The following is a 22,118-nucleotide window of genomic DNA, read 5'->3' on the forward strand; positions in this document are numbered from 1 at the left end:
GCCGCACGATGACGCGCTCAGCGGGACTTCCTAGGCTGATGCCGTGCTGGAGATCTTGCGGGACCGGTTCCGGGCACGGGTGCAGGCGAGTCTCACCCGGGCCGGGCTGACCCTGCCGTGGTGGGGGGCGTTGTGCGCGAGCGCCGTGAGCTTCGTGTTCACGGTGGTCGCGTTGGTGCAACGGGACGCCCTGCTACCGCCCGAGCCGATCGCGCTGGCCGGTCTGATCGTGATCGCGCCGTCGGTGATCTGGGTGGTCACCGACTGGATCATGCCGTGGGTGCGGATGACGGCGCTGATCATCGCCGCCTCGGTGCTGCTCATCGAGCCCGTGCTGCCGGATTTCGCGCCGTTGCTGCTGCTGGTCGCGGCCACCGAAGCGGGCAGTGTCCTGCGGACGACGTGGGGCATCGCCCTCGTCACCATCGTGGGCGAAGCGGTCTTGGTCGTGGCGGGGATCTGGGGCGGGCTGATCGGCGGGCCGGTGTACATGGTCGCGATCCTGCTCGGCCTCAGCGGCGGGCTCATGGTCCGCTGGTACACCAGGGTGCTCGACGCCGAACGCGGCAACCGTGACGCTTCCCGTGACAAGGCCCTGCTCGCCGAACGCCAGCGGATCGCGCGTGAGGTGCACGACGTCGTCGGCCATTCGCTCAGCATCACGCTGCTGCATCTGACCGGCGCCCGGCACGCGCTGCAGCAGGACCGCGACGTCGACGAGGCGATCGAAGCGCTCACCGAAGCCGAACAGGTGGGACGGGCCGCGATGGCCGACATCCGCCGCACGGTCGGTCTGCTCGCCGATTCCCCGTCCGGCAGCGCCCCGCTGCCGGGGGTGGAGGACATCGCGACGCTGGTGGAACGCACTCGCAGCGCCGGACTGGCGGTGCGCTATACACAGGAAGGCGACCTCGGCCGGGTAGGCGCCTCGGAAGGATTGGGCCTCTACCGGATCGTGCAGGAATCACTTGTCAACGTCGTCAAGCATGCCCCCGGCGCGACCGCGGAGGTCCGGCTGAACGCCGGCCGTTCGGGGTTGAAGCTCATCGTCAGCAACACCCTCCCCGCGACCGTCCGGCGCGCGGCGGAGGACGGTTCGGGACTGGCGGGGATGGCCGTCCGCGCGGCCCAGCTCGGCGCCGATCTCAGTGCCGGGCCCAGCGGCAGGCAGTGGATCGTGCAGGTCACCGTGCCGGGCGGCAAGCCGTGACCGCCGCCGAGATCCAGGTGCTGCTGGTCGACGACCAGGAGCTGGTCCGGTCCGGGCTGCGGCGCATCCTGCGGCGCCGCGACGGGTTCGTCATCGCGGGGGAATGCGGCGACGGTTCGGAAGTTCCGGCGGCGCTGGCCGCGCACGAGGTCGACGTCATCGTGATGGACCTGCGGATGAAGAACGTCGGCGGCGTCGAGGCGACCAGGCGGCTGCGGCGGTCCGGCGGGCATCCGCCGGTGCTCGCGCTGACCACCTTCGACGACGACAACCTCTTGGCCGACGCGCTGCGGGCGGGCGCGGCCGGGTACGTCCTCAAGGATTCCCCGGCCGAGGACCTGATCCGGGCCGTGCGGGCGGTCGCCGCGGGTGACGCGTGGCTCGACCCCGGTGTCACCGGGCGGGTGCTCGCCGCGTACCGGCAGGCCGCCGGGAACGGCAGTGGCGGACGCTCACCGGAGCTGCTGACCCCGAGGGAGCAGGACGTGCTCAGGGCGATCGGCCGCGGGCTGACCAACGCGGAGATCGCCGCGACGCTTGTCATTTCGGAGGTGACCGTGAAAAGCCATATCGGCCGGATCTTCACCAAACTCCAGTTGCGGGACCGGGCGGCGGCGATCGTGTACGCGTTCGACCACGGGATCGTGGTGCCGGGCTGATGCGCAACGATGGGGGGATCATGCCGGACTCGCGACTTCGCTTCGAACTGCTCGGCCCGTTGCGGGCCTGGCACGGGGAGACCCGGCTGGATCTGGGGCCGGTCCGGCAGCAGGCCGTGCTGGCCGCGCTGCTGCTGCGCCCGGACGTGACCGTCAGCCACTACGAACTCACCGACGGGCTCTGGGAAAAGCCGCCGGAGTCCAACGTGCTGCCGGTGTACGTCCGGCGGCTGCGGCAATGCCTGGACACCTCGGGCCAGAAGCCGCGGGACTCGGTGATCGTGTCCGATCGCGGTGGCTACCGGTTCGCCAGCGGCGGGGTCCGGTTGGACGTGGTCCGGCTGGAGGAGGTCGCCGCCGTCGCGGCCGCCGCCGAGGAGTCGGGCGACCTCGTCGCCGCGGTGGACACCTTCGCCGACGCGCTCCGGCTGTTCCACGGCGAGCCGCTGACGGGGCTGCCCGGCGCGTTCGTCCAAGGCGAGCGGCGACGGCTGGAGGAACGCAGACTTCTGTTGCTGCGCCGGAAACTGCGGGCCCAGCTGAAACTCGGGCGGTTCGACGAGGTGATCGGCGAGCTGTCGGCGCTGGTGTCCGCCGACCCGCCGAGCGAGCCGCTGGCCGCGTTGCTGATGCGGGCGCTCTACGGCGGCGGGCGGCAGGCGGAGGCGCTGGAGGTGTTCACCGACGTCCGCGAGCGGCTGATCGAGCAGCTCGGCGTCGAGCCGGGTGAGGAGCTGCGGCAGGTGCAGGATGCGGTGCTGCGCGGCGACGAGACGCTGCTCGGTGTCGCGCCGCGCCGCGAGCCGTCTCGCCGGATCCGCAACGAACTGCCCGCCGTCAACGGCGAACTCGTCGGCAGGGACCGGGAACTCGCGCTGCTCGTCGAAGAGGGGGATCCGGAGTCGGTCTCGGTCGACGCCGTCGACGGTGTCCCCGGTGCCGGGAAGACCACCCTCGCGGTGCGTGCGGCCCACCGGCTCCGTGAGTCCTATCCGGACGGTGCGTTGTTCGTGGATCTCCACGGTTACACCGAAGGCCGTGAGCCGGTGGCGCCGGAGCGCGCGCTGCGGCGGTTGCTCCGCGCGGTCGGGGTCGAGGACGGGGCGATGCCGGACGATCTCGACGAACTGGCCGCGTCGTGGCGGGCGGCGACCGCGCAGCTGCGGTTGCTGCTGGTGCTCGACAACGCCGAGTCCGCCGGGCAGGTGCGGCCGCTGCTGCCGTCCGGGCCGGGCAGCCGCGTGCTGGTGACCAGCCGTCGTCGTCTGTCCGGTTTGGACGCCGACCGCCGTATTTCCCTCGGCGCGCTGGGCCTCGATGCGGCCGAGCGGCTGCTCAGCCGCATCGTGGGGGCGCCGAGGGCGGAAGGGGAGCGGTTCGCCGTGCGCGCGCTCGCCGGGCTGTGCGGTCGGCTGCCGCTCGCGCTGCGGATCGCGGGTGCCCGGTTGCAGAACCGTCCGATGTGGACGTTCAAGGATCTGGTCGACCGGATGTCGGACGACGAGCGCAGGCTCGGCGAACTGACGGCCGAGGATCGCAGTGTCGAGGTGGCGCTGCGTCTGTCGTACGACCAGCTGCGGCCCGCCGAGCAGACCGCGTTCAGCGTGCTCGGTCTGTCGCCGACGACCGAATTCGACCGGCTGTCGGTCGCCGCCCTGCTGGACTGCTCGCCCGCCGAAGCCGAGCGGCGGCTGGAAAGCCTGGTCGACGCCAGCCTCGTGCAGGAGCCCGCGAGCGGACGCTACCGACTGCACGATCTGGTGGCGGTCTATGCCCGGCGGCTCGCCGGGGAGATGCCCGAAGGCGCCGCCGAAGCGGCTCGGAAACGGGTGTACGGGCTCTACCTCAGTGCCGCTCGACGGGCGAGTGAGTGGGGTGTCGCGCGATTCCCGGTGGAGACCGGAGGACCGTTCACCGGGCAGCGTGACGCTTCCGCCTGGCTCGACGCGGCCGGCGACCTGCCGGAGGTCGTGTCACAAGCGGCCGAAGCCGGGCTGGCCGACCTCGCCTGCTCGGTCGCCGAGGGCCTGGTCGACTATCTCGCGCGTCAGCAGCGGTACCACGAATGCCGGACGGCGTTGCAGGTCGCGCTGCCGCTCGCGGAACAGGCCGAAGACGAACGCCTGGTCTCGTCGTTGCGGTTCTGCCTGGGCTACGCCTATGCCATGCAAGGGCAACTCGACCGGGCTCGTGGCTGGTTCGACGACGCGCTGCGGGCGGGCCAGGCATCGGGCGACCGCGGAGTGGAGGCGCGGGCGCTCGGCGGGCTCACCATGGCGGATCTGATCGCCGGGCGGCACGATCTCGCCATTTCCGGGATGCGGCGGGTGATGATCCTCGCCGAGGAGGTGGGGGACCGCTGGCTCGCCGAACGGTCGCTGTCCGCCCTGGGGTATCTCGCCTACCTGCAGGGCGAGCACGAAGAGGCGCTCGTCCACCTCGGCCGCGCTCGTGAGCTGAGCGAGGAGATCGGCAGTCCGGGGATGCTGGCCAGGGTGCTGTGCCACTGTGGCACCGTCCGGCTGGAGACCGGCAGGTTCGCCGAAGCCGCGCTGGATCTCCGGCGCTCCGTCGAACTCGCCGAGGAGACCACGGACGGGCTGCTGACCGCGACCGCTCTCGCCCGCCTGGGCGCCGCGGAACTGGAGCTGGGGAACCTCGACGCGGCGTTCGAACTCCAGCGGCGGGCGCTGACGGCGGTCACCGAGGAGACGATCGTCGGGATGGAGTCCGAAATCCGCAACCGGCTCGGCCGCACCCATCTCGCCGCGGGTGATCCGGTGGCGGCCAGGGAACACTTCGAGTGGGTGCTCACCACCATCGGACCCGACGGCGATTCCCTCCAGCGCACTCTCGCGCTGGAAGGTCTGGACCTCACCAGACAGTCGGTACGCCGCCGTTGATGATCGTGAAGCGGTGCCCCGCCATGCTCGTCCGCCAGCGCGCGAAGTAGGCGTCGGCCGCGTCGGCCAGGTGCACCCCGGCGCGGACCTCGTGGACGACGCAGGCCCATTCCGCGCCGTCGCACAGCACCAGTTCCCGCGGTGCCCCGCGCTTGCGGAGCACGGAAGAGCAGAGGGCGCCGCGCCTGCCGACGTTGCCGTCGTCGAGGCAGCGACGGAGGTCTTCGACGGCGTGGGCGGCCGTCTCGAACAGCGTCCACCGGTACTTCGGCGACGGGCGGCCGTCGGCCCACGGCGTGGAGAACGCGGCCCAGCTCCAGCCCGGTCCGACGAGCCGGTCCCGTTCCCCGGGACTCGACGAGTCGTCCCTGGGCAGCACCATGTTGTAGGGGGTCCGGCTCGCCGGGCTCATGCACGTCTCCTCGTGGACCACCGGTCCGCGGCCGCGGATCCGTGCCCGGAACCGTAAAGCGGAGCCATGAAATCCCGATGAAACGAGACCTGACCGATCGGTACTCGGACCCGCGTGACCTGCTGGCGTGGCCGGTCACCAAGGTGGTGAAGGCCTCCTTCCCTACCCTCAAGGTAGGCAAGGAGGCCTTCACGGACCCAGCCCCCCGGGATCAACCGCAGGCACTGAGACACCCTTGGTTCTAACCGTCATTACCACTCACGAGCTCTGCGGTACGACGGTCAACTTCCGTCCATTGAGCGGCTGTGGCTCGCGGGCGTTGCCGTCGCCGAACAGCCCCCGGAACCGCGCGATCGTCGACGGCGAGACGGTCTGCTCGGACATCAGGAACCACTGCACGCCTTCGGAGAACGGCGCCGTGGTGAGCGAGCCTTCATACCGGAGTGTGCTCCTGTTCCGCGGCAGGAGCGTGTTGAGGTCGAAGTCCGCCAGCGCCACCGGTTCGCCGCATTCCGGTGCGAGCGTCGCCAGGACGCGATCCACCGGCGACCCGGCGCCCGCGCGCAGGGGAACGCCGATCACCAGCAGTTTCCCGGCGGCGCCGCGGTGCACGAAATGCATTTCCAACGGATCGGCGCGGCCCTGGAAACGGTGCTCCGACGGAGTGTGGAAATGGAACTGTTCGAGTTCGTAGCGGACCCCGGCAAGCGTGACGTGCCCGGTGCCCGGCCGGACCACGGCCTCTTCGGTTTCTTCGTGATTCCTCGTGCCGCAGCCGTTGGTGTCCGAGGTGTCCTTCCGGATGTATTCGAGGTCGAGATCCGAATGGCCGTAGGAGATCTCCAGCCTCGGCTGAGCGGGATCGAACCTGATGGCGCCAGGGGAGATGTCGACCGGGCTCTGCCACGGCTGACGCGATTGGGCGGTACCGCCCGCGGCGAGCAGGAATCCGGTGAGGACGAGGGGAACGACGAATGCGGTAAGGCGCCTGCGCGTCACGCTCTGAACCTTTCGAGGACCCGGACGAACTATGATCATCCGGGCAAATTCGGCCGCACCCGATGTAGTGGCACGGACGAGAAGAACACATCTTTTTCCTGTGCCGAAGAACGCGCAAGCCCCCTGATCGGGCCAATTTCCGACATATTCTCTCCTTTCGTGCGAAACGGAATGTGATTCGTGTCGGCGTTCCCCGAGATGGTCACTGTGCGCATCTGGCCGGACACCCGTAGTCTTTGGCAAGTGTCGATCTTGTCTGTGCTTCTCGCTCTGGTGACCCTTTTTCCCGCCGTGGACCCGGTTTCGCGAACCGGTGCCTGTGCGGGAACCGAAGGGGTGACCGTCGCGGTCGGCATGGCGGCCGGAGTGCTCGTGCGATGCGTGCCCGGCTCACCCGGTGACGCGCGGACCGCGCTCGAGCGTTCCGGGCTCGCGGTACGGCTGGGGAGCGGAACCGGACCGTATGGGGATTCTCGCTACGTCTGCGCCATCGAAGGTCTTCCTGGCGACGATGCCTGTGCCGGTCATCGGCGGGGCGCGCCGTTCTGGAAGGTGTGGCGCGTCGGGCTGGATCCCGTCGCGTGGCGCGAATCCGGCACCCAGGGCGGGCCCGGCGCGGTGCGGGTCTGCCCCGGTGGGCTCGTCGGGTTCGGTTTCGGGACTTCGCAACCGGCGGTGGCGCCGCAGCAGGTCGTGACCACGCCCGGCTGGCTCCCGCCCCGGTGCTGAAGGATCAGTTCGCCGGGACGATGAGCGAGGCCATCACCTTCGGGATCAGCTCGCTGACGAACCGGCCGTCGGCGGGGAGTTCGCTGCCGTCCAGCAGGTAGTTCTGCAGTCCTTGCTCGTAAAGGGCGACCAGGACGAGCACCGCGTCGTCCGCGGAGATCGTCAGCCGCCTGCCGATCCGGTCGAGCGTGCCGACCAGGATCGCGCCCAGTTCGGTGTGGAAATGCCGGAACGCCGCGCCGATCCGGTCGCGGATCTCCGGCTGTCGCAGGCCCTGCGTGCGGAATTCCGCGCACAGCAGGTACCAGTCCTTGTCCGCGTTGAGCGCGACCATGAACAGTTCGGCGATCCGCCCGAGGGTGGGGGAGAGGTCTTCGTGCGCGCCGACGGCGGCCTCGCCGAGCACGCTCTCGGTGGCCTCGCGGAACCGTTCGAGCCGGAGGGTGTTCTCCTCCTGGAACAAGGCAAGGAAGAGGTCTTCCTTCGAGCTGAAGTTCGAGTAGAAGGCGCCGCGGGTGAAGCCGGCGCGTTCGCAGATCAGCTCGACCGGGGTGTCCCGGATGCCGCGTTCGGAGAAGGCCTCGTATGCCGCGTCGATCAGCCGTCGGCGGGTATCCGCCCGGCGCCTGGTCATGGTGGCGCCCCGCTCCTCGGTCATCTCGCCATTCTTTCGCATCGGCCCGGTTCACCCGGCTGTGGGACAGGATACATCGTGAATCGGATACACCGTGCATTACGATACGTCATGTATCCAACGACTGCCGGGAGCCGATCGTGTCGTCATTCCTCTACCGCCTCGGCAGGCTGGCCGCTCGCGGACGCGTGCTGGTCACCGCGTTATGGCTGGTCATGCTGTGTGTCGCCGGCGGCGCGGCGTTGCTGTTCGGCCAGGGGACCGACGACACGTTCGCGATCCCGGGCTCGGAGTCCCAAGAGGCACTCGACCACCTCGGCCGGGTTTTCCCGCAGGTGAGCGGGACTTCGGCACAGTTGGTCGTGCTCGTTCCCGAAGGGCAGCGGGCGGATGCCGCCGTCGTGCGCGACTCCGTCTCCGCCGCGGTGCCCGAGCTGAGCGGGGCCCCACAGGTCGCGACGGTGGTGAACCCCTTCGACCCGAACGTGCACGACGCGGTATCCAAGGACGGCCGCGCCGCGTTGGTCACCGTGCAGCTCGACGTCGGGCTCGCCGACATCCAGCCGTCGACGAGGACCGCCCTCGCCGGTATCGCGCAGGACCTGGAGAGCCGGATCGGCCACGGCACCGAGGTGCTCACCGGCGGCGACGCGTTCTCCGACAAGGTGCCGAAGCTCAGCCCCACCGAGGGGATCGGTCTCGTCATCGCGCTCGTGGTGCTGCTGATGGTGTTCGGTTCGTTCATCGCGGCCGGAATGCCTTTGCTGACGGCGATCCTCGGCGTCGGGGTCTCGGTGGCGCTGGTCTACGCGGCGACCTCGGTGGCGACCGTGTCCTCCACGGCGCCGATGCTCGCGGTCATGCTCGGGCTCGCCGTCGGCATCGACTACGCGCTCTTCCTGCTTTCCCGGCACCGGGATCAGCTCGCCGAGGGACTCGAAGTCGAAGAGTCCATCGCGAGGGCGACCGCCACCGCGGGATCCGCGGTCATCTTCGCCGGGCTCACCGTGGTGATCGCCCTGCTGGGCCTGTTCGTCGCGGGGATCCCGTTCCTGACCACGATGGGTGTCGCGGCGGCGGGCGGTGTCGCCGTCGCGGTGATCGTGGCCATCACGCTCATCCCCGCGCTGCTGGCGTTCGCCGGCGAGCGGTTGCGGCCCAAGAAACCGCGCAAGGCACGGAAGACCAAGAAGAAGCCGCGTTTCAGCCTCCGCTGGGTCCGGCTCGCCACGAAATCGCCGTGGGTGACGATCGCGCTGATCGTCGGGGTGCTCGCGGTCGCGTCGGCGCCCGCGCTGGATCTCCGGCTCGCCTTGCCGGACAACGGAACCGACGAGGACGGCACGCCTGCCCGCGTCGCCTACGACGTAGTCGCCGAGCATTTCGGGCCCGGCTTCAACGGCCCGCTGGTCGTCACCGCGGACATCCTGTCGACCACCGACCCGATCGGGATCACCAACGGTATCGCCGACGACATCCGCGGGGTGCTCGGCGTCGCCGTCGTCCCGCTCGCCACGCCGAACCCCAAGGGCGACACCGCCATCATCCAGGTCGTGCCGACGACCGGCGCGTACGACGAGGCGACCGACGACCTCGTCGAACGACTGCGCGCGATGGAAGGGCAGTTCAAGGAACGGTACGGCGTGCAGACCGCGGTCACCGGGTTCACCGCGGTCGGCATCGACGTGTCCACGCAGCTCGGTGACGCGTTGCTGCCGTTCGGCATCCTGGTCGTCGGGCTTTCGCTGGTGCTGCTGGCGATGGTGTTCCGCTCGATCCTCGTCCCGCTCAAAGCCACCTTCGGGTACCTGCTGTCGATCGGCGCCGCGTTCGGCGCCACGTCGTTCGTGTTCGGGCAAGGACATCTGGCCGAGGCGCTCGGGGTGACCCGCACCGGCAGTGTGATCAGCTTCCTGCCGATCATCCTGATGGGTGTCCTTTTCGGACTCGCCATGGACTACGAAGTGTTCCTGGTGTCCCGGATCCGCGAGGACTACGTCCACCACGGCGACGCGCACAAGGCGATCGAGACGGGGTTCGTGTCCGCGTCGAGGGTCGTGACCGCGGCGGCGGTGATCATGCTGGGCGTGTTCGCCGCGTTCGTGCCCGACGGCAGCGCCACGATCAAACCGATCGCGTTCAGCCTCGCCGTCGGGGTGTTCGTGGACGCCTTCCTCGTGCGGATGACCCTCGTCCCGGCGATCCTCGCGCTGCTGGGCCCGCGCGCCTGGGGGCTGCCGCCGTGGCTGGACCGCAAACTCCCGGTGTTCGACGCCGAGGGCGACGGTCTCGTCCACGAACTGCGGCTCGCCGACTGGCCCGCGCCCGGCTCGGCCGAAGTGATCAGCGCCGCCGGTCTCCGCGTCGACGACGACCGCGGGCGCACCGTCTTCCGCGACGTCGAACTGCACCTCGGCCCGGGGGAGATCCTCGCCGTGCACGGTTCCGGCCCGGCGGGCAAGAGCGCCCTGCTCTACGCGCTGGCCGGCCGTGTCCCGCACGTTCGCGGTGACCTGAAGGTCCTCGGCCGGGTGCTGCCACAGCACGCGCACGCGGTCCGGCGGAAAGTCGCTTTCATCGCCTGCGAGGAGACCGACGACCCGGCCGGGGAGGTCCGCCGCGCGCTCGACGACGGCGTCGGCCTCGTCTTCCTCGACGACCTGGACACCGTCGTCGCCACCGCGCAGCGCGCCGGGTTGCGAGCGGCGTTCGCGAGCAGGGCCGCGACGTTCGCCGTGTCCTGCCAGAGCCTCGCGATCGTGCGGGATCTGCTGCCCACCACCGCCGTCGCGGGCCTCGCCATGGCGCCCGCCCCCGTCCCCGCCGAGGTCCGCTGATGCCCCGCTTCTTCACCGGCTCCGCCCGTGCCGCCGCCTTCGGCCCGCTGACCTGGAAGACCTGGCTCGGGATCGTGCTCGTCCCGGTGATCGTCGCACTCGGTCTGACGTGGGCGTTCTGGTCGCCCGACGGCGACCATGGCGCGGCCAAGGCCGCCGTGGTCAACAACGACGAGCCGGTGACCGTGAACGGCCAGGTGATCCCGCTCGGCCGCGAGCTGGCCGGAAATCTCGTGCATGGCGAGGATTCCGCGTACACCTGGGTGCTCACCGACGCCGAGGACGCGAAGGAAGGCATCTCGGACGGGACGTATTCGGCGGTCGTCACCATCCCGCCGGACTTCTCCGCGCAGGCCACGTCGACGGCCGGGAAGCCGCTCGACGCGAAGCAGGCGATCATGCGCGTCGAGACGTCACAGCGCACCGGCCTCGTCGACCCGGTGGCGAGCCGGGAAGTCGCGAACGCGACGCTCACCGCGCTGAACCGTCAGATCGTCGAGACCTATGTGGACAATCTGTACGTCGGATTCTCGTCGATTCACCAGCAGCTCGTGGCCGCGGCCGACGGCGGCGATCAGCTCGTCGTCGGGCTGCGCCAGTTGTCCGACGGAACCGGGAAACTGGCCGCGGGAGCGGGAGAACTCGCCGGTGGGGCGGGAAAGCTCAGCGGTGCGGCCGGTCAGCTGGCGGACGGCGCCCGTAAGCTCGCGAACGGCACCGGGCAGCTCGCCGACGGCTCCGGACAGTTGTCGTCGGGGCTGACCCAGGCGGAGAAGGACACCGCGCAACTGCCCCGGCTGACCAGAGAACTGGCCGACGGGGCGCAGCAGGTCGCGAACGGCAACAAGCAGCTGGCCGACAAGATCTCGCCGCTGGCGGACAAGGTCGTGCGGATCATCGACGCGCTGCCCACGGCGGGCGATTCGGCGCGGAAGTTCGCCGAGCTGGCGCAGAAATGCGAGCAGGACACCAAGTTCTGCGCCGATCTGAAGGCCGCTTCGGAAAAGCTCACGGCCGATGCCGCGATCCTCGACGGCAAACGCGCCGAGATCCGCGACGCCGTCGTGCAGACGAAGAAGGCGGTGCAAGACCTTTCGGCGGGCTCCCAGAAGGTCGCCGACGGCAACAAGCAGCTCGCGGACAGGTCGAAGGACCTCGCCGGCGGCATCGGCACCGCGGCCGCCGGTGCGCGGAAACTCGACGCCGGCGTCAAGGCCGCCGACTCGGGTGCGCGGCAGCTCGCCGACGGGTCCGGTCAGCTCGCCGGTGGCGCGACCACCCTGTCGACCGGCGCGGGTGAACTCGCCACCGGTGCCCGCACCGCCGCCGATGGCGCCGAGCGCGCCGAATCCGGCGCGTCCGAGTTGGCCAAGGGCCTCAACGACGGCCGGGGCAAGGTGCCCGACTACACCCAGGCCGAACGCGATCACCTCAAACAGGTCGCCGCCACGCCCGCGATCGCCGACACGGCGGGCTCGGGAACGTTCGGCGAAGGCGTGGTGGCGCTGATCCTCGTGCTGGCGCTGTGGGTGTGCGCGCTGGCGACGTACCAGGTGATCCAGGCGGTGCCGCCGAGCGTGCTCACCACCCGCGAACCGAGCTGGCGGATCATCCTCGCCGCGGCCGTCCCCGGTGCGACGCTGGCGGTGCTGACCGCCTTGATCCTGACCGGGGTGTTCTGGGCGTTCCTCGGCCTGAGTTTCGGAAAGGCCGTGACCCTGCTGGTGCTCCTTGTCCTCGCGGCGGGGACGTTCACCGTGGTGAACCAAGCGCTGGTGGCGATCTTCAAACGCCCTGGCCGTTTCGCCGCCCTCGCGATTCTCGTGCTCACTGTCGGCGCTTCGCTGATTTCGACCGTGCCCGGCTTCTTCGGGACCGTGCTGGGGATCCTGCCGACCAACGGCGCGCTGGTCGCGCTGCGATCGCTGCTGACGGGGACGGACGGCCTGGCGTCGGGGATCGTGCAGCTGGTGGTGTGGCTGGGAATCGGGACGCTGGCGATGATCCTGGTGACGGACCGGCGGCGCTCCTTGCCGGGCAGGGAGCTTCGGCTGGCGTAGGCCGTCATTACCGGCGCCCGTGCCCGCCTTCATGTACTCGGCAAGGTGTGAAGGTCGAGTTTCCTCGGCTGAGCCGAGGGAAGGGGGCCTTCACGCGCAGCCGCTGACCCGAATCGCCGCTCACGACCCCTGTGCCGAGACGCCACTCAGCCTTACCCCTACCCCGTATGTGCCGCTTGACGAGCGAACCAGACCTCCTCCAGTATGAACACGTGTTCATGAACGCACGTTCATAACGGAGGAGGTTCTGGTATGTCCGGCATCGTCAACACCGCGCAGTCGGAGGCGTGGAACGGGTACGAGGGACGGCACTGGGCCGAGCACGACGAGCGCTACGACGCGGTGAACAGCGGGTTCAACGAATTCCTGTTCGACGCCGCCGGAATCGGCGAGCGCGACCGGGTGCTCGACATCGGCTGCGGCAACGGGCAGGTCACCCGGCTCGCCGCCGTCCGCGCTCCGCTCGGGGGCGCGACCGGGATCGACCTGTCCGCGCCGATGCTCGCCACGGCGCGGGCGCGCGCGGAGGCCGAAGGTGTCGCGAACGTGGTGTTCGAGCAGGGCGACGTCCAGGTCTTCCCGTTCGGGGACGGGGTTTTCGACGTCGCGCTCAGCCGGTTCGCGGTGACGTTCTTCGCCGATCCGGTCGCCGCTTTCGCGAACGTCCGCCGGGCGCTGAAACCGGGCGGCAGGCTCGCCTTTCTGTGCATGACCGCGCTCGCCGGAACCGATCTCGGTGCGGTTTTCGGCGCACTGGCGCCGTTTCTGCCGACCCCGACCGGCGAGGACGGCACGGGCCCGACGGCGTTCGCAGACCCGGCGCGGGTTCGCTCGGTGCTGACCGGCGCCGGGTTCCGCGATGTCGCCTGCGACCGTGTCGAGGCGGACCAGGTGTGGGGAAGGGATGTTCCCGACGCGGCCGGGTTCATCGCGGACTGGGGGCCGGTCAAGTACCACCTCGATCTGGCCGGCGCCGAAGCGGCGAAGCGGGCGCGGGAGGCGCTTTCGGTCGCGCTGCGGCCCTTCGAGGGTTCCGGCGGTGTCCGGTTGCGCGGCGCCGCCTGGCTGGTCAGGGCGAAATCCTGATGTCACCGCGAAAAGCGGCCGCCCTGCGCCGGGCGGAAGACGGCCGGAGCCTGCGCGAGCACCTGATCGGCACCGCCGCGGACCTGATTTCCGCGCAAGGCACCGCGGAACTCACGGTGCGGGCGATCGCGCGTGCGGCTGAAGTCGCCGATGGCGTGCTGTACAACCATTTCGCCGACAAGGAGGAGTTGCTCGCCGACGCATTGGCCGAACACGTACGGAGAGTAGAAGCCGGACTCGGCGAGCTGCCCGAGCCCGGTTCGGCTACGGTCGAGGCCAATCTCCGTGCCCAGCTGGCGTACGGGTTGGCTCTGCACAAGGAGATCCTGCCCGCGTTCGCCGGGCTGCTGGCCCGTCCCGTCGTGCTCGCGCGGTTCGGGGAACGGACAGGCGACGGCGAGACCTGGCGCGATCGTCTCGCCGGATACCTGCGGGCGGAAAGGGAACTGGGCAGGCTGGACGGCGATGTCGGCGCGGCGGCGGCGATGCTGGTCGGTGTCTGCCACGAAACAGTGCTCTCCGCTCTGCTTCCGCACGGCCCCTCGGTGACCGGTTCACCGGAGGTGGAAGCCGTGGTCAAGACGGTGCTGGAGGGTATCGCGGCCCGATGATCGGAGTGTCGGGTCCGACACGGGTTGATCGGCGGGCGTTCTGGGTAACCCGGATGTGCGACTTCAGCAGGGAGGCCGCGCGCGACGGGGAAGGGTGGCTCCATGATCAGTATCGCGGAGCATCCGGTGCCGGGAACCTGGGTGCTTGACCTGCGAGCCACGACGCCACGGGCGTTGCCGGACATGCGTGCCTGGGTGGTCAGATGCCTTCCCGATCTCGGCGAGAAGCATCTCGACGACGTCCTGCTGGCGGCGACGGAACTCGTCGCCAACGCGTACGTGCACGGGGGTGGCGCGCGCCACATCCAGTTGTGGCGTGGCGTGACACCCTGCGCGGTGCGCATCGAGGTCGCGGACGTCAGTGTCGAGCAACCCCGGGCGCGGTGTTCGCAGATCGAGGATCCCCGCGGCCGCGGGCTGCTCGTCGTCGACGGGGTGGCGGTGCAGTGGGGCGTCCGGCGCGAGCCGGTGCGGGGCGGGAAGATCGTCTGGGCGCACATCCGGTGCGACGGCCGTTGTCCGGAAGCGCCCCCGCGCGTGCGCACGAGGCGCTCCCGGAACTGACCGGACTCAGGCCGCGCGGCGTGCGGTGAGCAGGCCGAGCGCGGAGATGGCCGCGAAGCCGAACAACAGCCACCTCGCCGACGTGACCACCGAAGTGCCGCCGAAGTTGACCAGCAGACCGGCGACCGCCGCGCCGAACGCGGTCGACATCGTCAGGATCGTCGCGATCGCGGCCGCCGCTTGCCCGCCCTCGCCGTCCGGGGCGGAGGTCATCGCCGCGACGGACAGATGAGGCATCGCGATGCCGATTCCGGTGCCACCGAGGAAGAGCACCGGCAGCCAGGCGAGTACGACGGGTAGCGACGGCTGCTCGGTCTGCAGCAGCCCCAGCAGCGCGAACCCGGCGGCGAGACAGACGGGCCCGGCCGGCACGAGCCGCCGTGTCTTGCGCGACGAAGCGCTGGCGAGCTGGCTCACCGACCAGCCCAAGGACAGCGCGGCGGCGAAGAATCCCGCCGCCGCGGGCGGAAGCCCGCCCAGCCGCTGGCCGAACAGCGGCAAGAACGTCTCCACCGCGACACCGGACGCCAGCACCATGATGGTCAGGTAGATCCACCGCAGCCGTGAGCCCCGCCGGTACACCGAACCGGGCAGGACACTGGCCGCCGCACGGTTTTCCGTCACCAGGAACGCGCCAACGAGTGCGAGACCCAGCGCGATGAAGGCCGCCATCGCGAGGACGTCGGACAGGATCCCGGCCACGCTCACCGCCCCGGCGGAGCCGACGATCAGGGCCAGCGAAGCGACCGGGACCGGCGGCGACTGTGCCGGGGGTCCGACGGCGGGAAGCGCCCGGGGCACGAAGATCGCCAGCACTCCCGCGGCCACGGTGAGGATCGCGAACGCCGACCGCCATGAACCGAACTGTGCCGAGAAACCGCCGAGCGCGGGGCCCGCGAAGTTCCCCACCCCGAACATCGCGGAGATCAGGGCGCTGCCCCGGCTCCACAGCCGTGGCGGTAACGCCGAATGGATCAGGGCGAAGCCCAGCCCGGTCAGCAGGCCGGCGCCGAGTCCCTGTGCCCCGCGGCCGATCAGGAGGACCGGCATCGACGGGCTCGCCGCGCACAGGACCGAGCCCGCGGCGAAGACACCGAAACCGAGCAGATAGGAAGCCTTACCGCCGAAGCGGGACAGGGCCCGGGCCACCAGCATGGTCGCGACTACCTGGGCGACCAGGAACGCCGTCATGGTCCAGGCGTACAGCGTCCGCCCGCCGATGTCCTGGACGGCGGTCGGCAGGAGGCTCGCCGCCACGTAGATGGTGATCGCGCCGACGAGCACACCACCCGCCAATACCGCCGCGGTGCTCGTATGGCGGCCCAGTTCCCGCCACGATCCGACTTCTTGCCCGGTGCTCACGCGGTTCTCCTCGTTGTCGAAAGGATTGCGCTTCGCATCCTGTCGGCGCGGGGAGCCCCGGTAATCGGACAAATCAGACGTGAAACAGGTCACATTTTCGCGCGGCCTTCGATGGCGGCGCGGGCGGCCTCTACCGACTTCCGGACGACGACTTCCGTGGAGTAACCCTGTTTCGTGAAGACGCCATCGAGATAGAACGTGCCGTAGCCGTGCGCCTGCGTGAACAGCTGCTCCATCAGTTCGAGCCCGTCCTGCGGCCGGTCCGCGACGGTCAGGCAGAGCATGACGAACTGGTCGGTCAGGCGGCGGGTCTGCTCGTGCAGGGTGGCGTGCTCGGGACCCTGGAGGCCGTCCGAGTAGATGATGTTCATCCCTGCCCGGCGTTCGATGAGGTATTCCGTGTACGCGCCGGCGGCCGCGGCGAGTGCGGCGACGGGGTCGCTCTCGGCCTCGATGGCTTCTTGCACCCTGTCGGCCAGCTGGCAGGCGACGGTGGCCGCGATCGCGGCCAGCAGGCTCTCCTTGTCCGGGAAGTGTCGATAGGGCGCCCCCGGGCTGACTTTCGCGCGCCTGGCGACCTCGGCGACCGAGAACGCGCCGAGCCCCTGTTCGGCGATCAGGTCCAGCGAGACCCGCACGAGTTCGGCGCGGAGGTCGCCGTGATGGTACTTGCCGCCCATGTCGTGGATCACACCGTCCCGGTCGCGGAATATGTAAGAGCCCTCTTACGCTCGTTGTAAGTGACCTCTTACATGGTCTCACTGTTTCTCGGAGGGTTTCATGACGACGACCACGCACGCCATCGCCGCGCCGTCCCCGGGCGCCGCTCTGTCGCCGACGACGATCGAGCGTCGCGACCTGCGTCCGGACGACGTGCTGATCGACATCGCGTACGCGGGGATCTGCCACAGCGACATCCACCAGGTGAAGGAGGACTGGGGCAGCGCGATCTTCCCGATGGTCCCCGGTCACGAGATCGCCGGCGTCGTCGCGGCGGTCGGCTCCGGTGTGACGAAGTACCGGGTCGGCGACCGCGTCGGGGTCGGTTGCATGGTCGATTCCTGTGGCGAGTGCGAATACTGTCTCGCGGGCACCGAGCAGTTCTGCGTCAAGGGGAACATCCAGACGTACAACGGTGTCGGGTTCGACGGCGAGAACACCTACGGCGGTTACAGCAGGCAGATCGTCGTGAAGGACGCCTTCGTCTGCCGTATCCCGGAAGGGATCGGCCTCGACGTCGCCGCTCCGCTGCTGTGCGCGGGCATCACCACCTACTCCCCGCTGAACCGCTGGGGCGCCGGGCCGGGAAAGAAGGTCGCCGTCGTCGGCCTCGGCGGGCTCGGCCACATGGCGGTCAAGATCGCGGCCGCCATGGGCGCCGAGGTCACCGTGCTCAGCCAGAGCCTGAAGAAGCAGGAAGACGGCCTGAAGCTGGGTGCGAAGTACTACTTCGCGACCGGTGACGCGTCGACGTTCAAGACGCTGCGCGGCCGTTTCGACCTGATCCTCAACACCGTTTCCGCGACGCTGCCCGTCGATTCCTACCTCGGCATGCTGCGGGTCGGCGGGGCGATGGTGAACGTCGGTGCGCCCGGCGAACCGTTGTCCTACAACGCCTTCTCGCTGCTCGGCGGGAACAGGGTGCTCGCCGGTTCGATGATCGGCGGAATCGCCGAGACCCAGGAGATGCTCGACTTCTGCGCCGAGCACGGGATCGGCGCGGAGATCGAGACGATCTCGGCCGACCAGGTGAACGTGGCCTACGACCGGGTCGAGAACAGCGACGTCCGGTACCGGTTCGTCATCGACGCGGCGACCATCGGCGCCTGATCCGCCCAACCGGCTCGTGAGTGGTAAGGACGGTTCTAACCGTCCTTACCACTCACGAGTGGCCGCGGGCTCACATCAGCAACAGGGGCAGGGTGTTCATCGCCGTGTGCGCGGCGATCGGCGCCCACAGGTTGCGGTAGCGCGACCACAGATAGCCGGCGAACAGGCCGAAGAACCCTTGGAAGGCCACGATCGCGCCCAGGGTGAGCGGGAGTGAGCCCTGTCCGTGCGTCGGCAGGTGCAACCAGGCGAACAACAGGGCCGACAGCAGGATTCCCGGCCACCGCCCGAAAAGCGCCTCCAGCCGGGTCTGCAGCATGCCGCGGAAGAAGACCTCTTCGAGGACGTTCGCGGTGAAGAAGGTCAGCGTGGCGCCGACGGCCAGGTATACCGGATCCGGGTAGTCCTCCGCGGTGGGGAGCGGCGGCGCGAGCGGGCCGAGGACGGAGAGCCAGCCGAACACGAGCACCGCCGGAATCGGCGCGAGCCATCGCCAGGTCTGCTGGGGCAGCCACGTCAGCCGGAACGGATCGGGTTCCCCTCGCGTACGCAGGAGAAGCAGCGGCAGCACCAAGAACACGAACGGCTTGGCGAGCGCCCAGATGTCGCGGACCAGCGCCTGTTGACCCGCGGCCGAAACCAGGAACAACGCCGGCGACCACAGGAAAGCGATGAGCGCCAAGGCCGTCGCCTGCTTCCGGAGTCTGCCCCGGTCGGTCGCGTCGGGGAGCAGTTTCGGCGCGTGGAGCGGGATCCCGTGGGTCAGCAGAATCCCGGCCAGCGCCGGAATCAGGGCTCCGGCAAGGGAAAGCGCCTTGTCCGAATCCGCGGACGGCTTGATCGTGCCGTGCCCGGTCGCCAGCAGCAGCGCGGGTGCGGCCACGAACACCGCGAGCCCGCCGAAGAGGATTCCCCAGGCGCGTACCGGTTTTTCTGTCACCGGGACAGGATCTTCGAAGCCGCGCGAGTCCGCGTCATCACTTCGGAGGACTTCAGCCGACCGCGATGACCTTTTCCAGGCTGCGCAGGCACAACGTGAGCGCCTCGTGCTTCGGCGTCTTCTCACGCACCAGTTCCCACGCCGTGTAGAGCAGGCTCCAGAGCAGTTGCAGCAACCACTCCTTCGTCATCGCCGGATCGATCGAGCCCTCGGCGTGCCCGCGTTCGATGAGCCGCAGCAGGCGACGGTCGTCGTCGCTCTCCTCCGCCCATTCCGGCCGGGTCACCAGATCCGGCATGGTGAACAGCAACTGGAAGATGTCGGCGTGCTCGAAGTACTCCTGGCACAGCCGGGCGAGCACCGCCGGGACCGGGCCGTCGTCGAGCCGGACCCGTTCGGTGCTCTGGGAGATCTTGTCCAGCGCGTCGTGACTGATGGCGTCGATCAGGTCCGAACGCTCCGCGAAGTACCGGTGCACCGTGGTGCGCCCGACGTTCGCCGCCGCCGCGATGTCGGCCAGCGTGGCGCTCGGTTGCTTGGTCAACGTCTCGATGGCCGCGTCCAGGATCGCGCGCCGGGTCCTCGCCCGGACACCCGTCTCGGTGACCACACCCTCACTCATGGCCGGTACCGTACCTCGCTCCCGATATGGAACTCGTTTGACGATTTTAGAACACTCGTGTTCCATTGAGAACCATGAACACTCCACGATTGAAGGTGCTGTGGTCGTTCGCGCGACCGCACAAGGGGGCACTCGCGATCGGCCTGGTCCTCGCCCTGCTCGGTTCGGCGGCCGGTCTCGCCACCCCCATGGTCACGAAGTGGGTGCTCGACTCACTCGGTTCGTCGGCGTCGCTGGCGGGCCCCGTGCTGGCGTTGGCGGGCCTGATGGTGGTCGGCGCGGTGATCTGGCTGGGGCAATGGATCCTGCTCGGCACCGTCGGCGAGCGGGTGGTGCTGAAGGCGCGGGAATCGATGGTGCGGCGGTTCTTCCGCGCGACGATCCCGGCGATCACGAAGCGGCCGACGGGGGAATTGATCACCCGCGTCACCTCGGACACGGTGCTCCTGCGCGAGGCGGCGTCGTCCAGCGTGATCGGCCTGATCAACGGCGTGGTGATGCTCGTCGGCACCCTGGTGCTGATGAGCGTGCTCGACCCGGTGCTGCTGGCGACGACGGTGGCGGCCGTGCTCGTGGTGATCGCGTTGTTCACGTGGCTCATGCCGGCCATCGCGAAGGAACAGGAGAAGGCGCAGGACCGCGTAGGCCGTCTCGGCGGCGTCCTCGAAGGCGCGCTGCGGGCGATCCGCACGGTGAAGGCCAGCCGCGCCGAAGCCCGGCAGTCCGAGCGGATCCTGGTCGACGCGGAAGCCGCCGCCGCGCACGGTGTCCGCGCGGTGCGGCGGGAGGCCGTCGCCTGGGTGGTGGCCTGGACGGGGATCCAGGCCGCAACGCTGGTGATCCTCGGCCTCGGCGCCTGGCGGGTCGGCGCGGGCCTGCTCGAGGTGTCGAGCCTCATCGCGTTCCTGCTGTACGCGTTCGCGCTGATGGAGCCGATCACCGAACTGAGCCAGAACATGACCGCGTTGCAGGCGGGGATCGCCGCGGCCGGGCGGATCCGGGAGATGGACGCGCTCGAGGTGGAAGAGGACCGGGCGCCCGCCCGGACGGAGCCGTCGGGCGAGCAGGGCGGCCCGGTACTGGAACTGCGCGGGGTGACCGCGGGCTACGGCGGCGACCCGGCGCTGCGGCAAGTGTCGCTGAAGATCCCGAGGCGCGGGCACACCGCGATCGTCGGGCCGTCCGGCGCGGGCAAGACCACGATGCTGTCGCTGATCATGCGGTTCGTGCGGCCGGAGTCGGGTTCACTGCTGCTGGACGGACGCGAGTACGCGGACCTGCCGTACGCGGATGTGCGGACCCGGCTGGCCTACGTCGAGCAGGAGACGCCGATCGTGCCGGGGACGATCCGGGAGAACCTGCTCTTCACCCACCCCGACGCGACCGAGGAAGAGGTGCGGCGGGCGCTCGAAGAGGTCCGGCTGAGCGACAAGATCGCCGCGCTCGACGACGGACTGGACACGCCGCTTTCGTCGACCTCGGTATCCGGCGGGGAACGGCAGCGGATCGCGCTGGCCAGGGCGATCCTGCGCACGCCGGACGTGGTGCTGCTGGACGAGGCGACCGCGCAGGTCGACGGCCGGACCGAGAGCGCGATCCACGACTGCATCCGGCGGCTGGCCCGCGAGGGCGCCGTGGTCACCGTGGCGCACCGGCTGTCCACGGTGATCGACGCGGACACCATCGTGGTGATGGAGGAAGGCCGCGTCCGGGCGAGCGGTAGTCATGAGCACCTGCTCGCCACCGACACGCTGTACCGGGAGCTGGTGGAGGCGCTGCGGATCGCGGGGGAGGGCGCCCCTGTCCCCGGCTGATCGGGTTCAGGCGGAGACGGCGCGGACACCCGGCGGCATCTCGCGGTTGATCTCGTCGAGCCGGGTGGCGACGGTGCGGCAGGATTCGCAGCCCGCCAGATGCGCGGCGATCAGGTCCGCCCGGCGGCCCGGCACACCGCCGCGGAGCCACGCGCCCATCCGGCGCCGCGCCTCCTGGCAGCACGGCGTTCCCGTTTCGGGGACCTGCGCCTGCAAGAAGGCCTGTCGGAGTCCTTCGCGGGCACGCAGGGCCAGGACGGAGGCGCCGTTGGGCGAGACTCCCAACAGCGGAGCGACCACCTTCGGCGAGTCGCCTTCGGCTTCGGTCCGCCAAAGCACTGTCCGCCAGCGGCCCGGGAGTGCGCAATAGGCGGTCCAGGCCAGCCGGGCGTTCGAGCGGAGGATGAGGAGTTCCTCCGCGCCGATCGTCCCGGCGGCCTCTTCGACCGCCGGGGTCGTGCCGTACAGCTCGACCCGCTTGTGGTGGTGGCTCCATTTGGCCGCGAGATTCCGGATGGTGACCGCGAGATAGGGGCGGAGGTTCTCCCGCGGGCCGCCGCCGTCGCGGATGACGCTCAGGACCCGCACGAAGGCTTCGGCCACGAGGTCGTCCCGTTCGGCGGGCTCGGAGACCCAGCCCGCGGCGATCCGGCGCAGCGGCTCGGCGTGCCGCCGGAAAAGGGTCTCGCCGGCGGCGATGTCACCGGCGCGGAAGGCGTCGAGCAGCGTGGCGTCCGCCGTGGTGTCGACGTCTTCCCTCATCGCGGTCTCCCGGACGGGCCGATCTGCATACCCGAAGTAACGGGTACGGCAGTGTACCGGTTAACCGGCCGCCGATAAACTCCG

General features: G+C 69.9%; 19 protein-coding genes. 11 read left to right on the forward strand and 8 right to left on the reverse strand.

Annotated features, from left to right (window positions below; genetic code table 11):
- Positions 1–43 precede the first annotated feature (43 nt).
- Genes AC069I_RS26760 through AC069I_RS26770 form a run of 3 tightly spaced genes read left to right on the forward strand, consistent with a single transcriptional unit; the run spans position 44 to position 4,772 of the window.
- Entirely contained in the window at positions 44–1,210 is a 1,167-nt protein-coding gene (locus AC069I_RS26760; RefSeq protein WP_340685656.1) for a sensor histidine kinase, read from the forward strand.
- A complete protein-coding gene (locus AC069I_RS26765) occupies positions 1,207–1,869 on the forward strand; it encodes a response regulator transcription factor (protein WP_340685655.1) in 663 nt (220 codons plus the stop codon). The genes AC069I_RS26760 and AC069I_RS26765 overlap by 4 nt, the downstream gene beginning before the upstream one ends.
- Complete coding sequence (locus tag AC069I_RS26770; RefSeq protein ID WP_478224794.1) at positions 1,869–4,772, forward strand: AfsR/SARP family transcriptional regulator; 2,904 nt, start codon at positions 1,869–1,871, stop codon at positions 4,770–4,772. The genes AC069I_RS26765 and AC069I_RS26770 overlap by 1 nt, the downstream gene beginning before the upstream one ends.
- On the opposite strand, the gene AC069I_RS26775 is transcribed toward AC069I_RS26770, so the two are convergent.
- On the reverse strand, positions 4,744–5,184 hold the full coding sequence (locus AC069I_RS26775) for a hypothetical protein (RefSeq protein WP_478266624.1): 441 nt from the start codon (positions 5,182–5,184) through the stop codon (positions 4,744–4,746). The genes AC069I_RS26770 and AC069I_RS26775 overlap by 29 nt on opposite strands.
- 258 nt (positions 5,185–5,442) lie before the next feature.
- Positions 5,443–6,183, reverse strand: a complete 741-nt coding sequence (locus AC069I_RS26780) for a carbonic anhydrase family protein (protein ID WP_478266625.1) — start codon at positions 6,181–6,183, stop codon at positions 5,443–5,445.
- Between the two features lie 243 nt (positions 6,184–6,426).
- Between AC069I_RS26780 and AC069I_RS26785 the strand changes: the two genes are divergently transcribed.
- Positions 6,427–6,912, forward strand: a complete 486-nt coding sequence (locus tag AC069I_RS26785) for a hypothetical protein (protein WP_478266626.1) — start codon at positions 6,427–6,429, stop codon at positions 6,910–6,912.
- 4 nt (positions 6,913–6,916) lie between these two features.
- On the opposite strand, the gene AC069I_RS26790 is transcribed toward AC069I_RS26785, so the two are convergent.
- Positions 6,917–7,570, reverse strand: coding sequence for a TetR/AcrR family transcriptional regulator (locus tag AC069I_RS26790; protein ID WP_340685650.1), 654 nt, complete (start codon positions 7,568–7,570; stop codon positions 6,917–6,919).
- Positions 7,571–7,686: 116 nt separating this feature from the next.
- On the opposite strand from AC069I_RS26790, the gene AC069I_RS26795 reads away from it, so the two are divergent.
- The 5 genes from AC069I_RS26795 (at position 7,687) to AC069I_RS26815 (ending at position 14,704) form a co-directional block, all read left to right on the forward strand.
- Entirely contained in the window at positions 7,687–10,383 is a 2,697-nt protein-coding gene (locus tag AC069I_RS26795; RefSeq protein ID WP_478266627.1) for an MMPL family transporter, read from the forward strand.
- Positions 10,383–12,443 carry a YhgE/Pip family protein gene (locus AC069I_RS26800; RefSeq protein WP_478224786.1) on the forward strand — a complete coding sequence of 687 codons (2,061 nt, stop codon included), beginning with the start codon at positions 10,383–10,385 and terminating at the stop codon, positions 12,441–12,443. The genes AC069I_RS26795 and AC069I_RS26800 overlap by 1 nt, the downstream gene beginning before the upstream one ends.
- A gap of 252 nt (positions 12,444–12,695) precedes the next feature.
- On the forward strand, positions 12,696–13,529 hold the full coding sequence (locus tag AC069I_RS26805) for a class I SAM-dependent methyltransferase (protein ID WP_478224785.1): 834 nt from the start codon (positions 12,696–12,698) through the stop codon (positions 13,527–13,529).
- Positions 13,529–14,140, forward strand: a complete 612-nt coding sequence (locus AC069I_RS26810) for a TetR/AcrR family transcriptional regulator (protein ID WP_478224784.1) — start codon at positions 13,529–13,531, stop codon at positions 14,138–14,140. The genes AC069I_RS26805 and AC069I_RS26810 overlap by 1 nt, the downstream gene beginning before the upstream one ends.
- 102 nt (positions 14,141–14,242) lie before the next feature.
- Entirely contained in the window at positions 14,243–14,704 is a 462-nt protein-coding gene (locus AC069I_RS26815; protein ID WP_340685645.1) for an ATP-binding protein, read from the forward strand.
- Positions 14,705–14,710: 6 nt separating this feature from the next.
- Here the strand turns inward: AC069I_RS26815 and AC069I_RS26820 are convergent, their stop codons facing one another.
- Positions 14,711–16,066: an MFS transporter gene (locus AC069I_RS26820; protein WP_478266628.1), complete on the reverse strand. Its 1,356-nt coding sequence runs from the start codon at positions 16,064–16,066 to the stop codon at positions 14,711–14,713.
- Between the two features lie 89 nt (positions 16,067–16,155).
- The gene (locus AC069I_RS26825) at positions 16,156–16,758 is read right to left on the reverse strand and encodes a TetR/AcrR family transcriptional regulator (RefSeq protein WP_478224782.1); all 603 of its coding nucleotides are present in this window, start codon (positions 16,756–16,758) and stop codon (positions 16,156–16,158) included.
- Positions 16,759–16,846: 88 nt separating this feature from the next.
- Here AC069I_RS26825 and AC069I_RS26830 point away from each other — a divergent pair, with 88 nt between their 5' ends.
- Positions 16,847–17,896 carry an NAD(P)-dependent alcohol dehydrogenase gene (locus AC069I_RS26830; protein ID WP_478266629.1) on the forward strand — a complete coding sequence of 350 codons (1,050 nt, stop codon included), beginning with the start codon at positions 16,847–16,849 and terminating at the stop codon, positions 17,894–17,896.
- 70 nt (positions 17,897–17,966) lie between these two features.
- Here the strand turns inward: AC069I_RS26830 and AC069I_RS26835 are convergent, their stop codons facing one another.
- Together AC069I_RS26835 and AC069I_RS26840 are read right to left on the reverse strand one after the other, a co-directional pair.
- Positions 17,967–18,836 carry a lysostaphin resistance A-like protein gene (locus AC069I_RS26835; protein WP_478266630.1) on the reverse strand — a complete coding sequence of 290 codons (870 nt, stop codon included), beginning with the start codon at positions 18,834–18,836 and terminating at the stop codon, positions 17,967–17,969.
- Between the two features lie 52 nt (positions 18,837–18,888).
- Positions 18,889–19,458, reverse strand: a complete 570-nt coding sequence (locus tag AC069I_RS26840; protein WP_478266631.1) for a TetR/AcrR family transcriptional regulator — start codon at positions 19,456–19,458, stop codon at positions 18,889–18,891.
- 74 nt (positions 19,459–19,532) lie between these two features.
- Between AC069I_RS26840 and AC069I_RS26845 the strand changes: the two genes are divergently transcribed.
- Positions 19,533–21,272 (forward strand): ABC transporter ATP-binding protein, encoded by a 1,740-nt coding sequence (locus AC069I_RS26845; RefSeq protein ID WP_478266632.1) that lies wholly within the window; start codon positions 19,533–19,535, stop codon positions 21,270–21,272.
- Between the two features lie 6 nt (positions 21,273–21,278).
- On the opposite strand, the gene AC069I_RS26850 is transcribed toward AC069I_RS26845, so the two are convergent.
- Positions 21,279–22,034 carry a sigma-70 family RNA polymerase sigma factor gene (locus tag AC069I_RS26850; RefSeq protein ID WP_478224778.1) on the reverse strand — a complete coding sequence of 252 codons (756 nt, stop codon included), beginning with the start codon at positions 22,032–22,034 and terminating at the stop codon, positions 21,279–21,281.
- Positions 22,035–22,118 lie beyond the last annotated feature (84 nt).

The sequence above is a fragment of the Amycolatopsis sp. NPDC043885 genome (assembly GCF_056435685.1).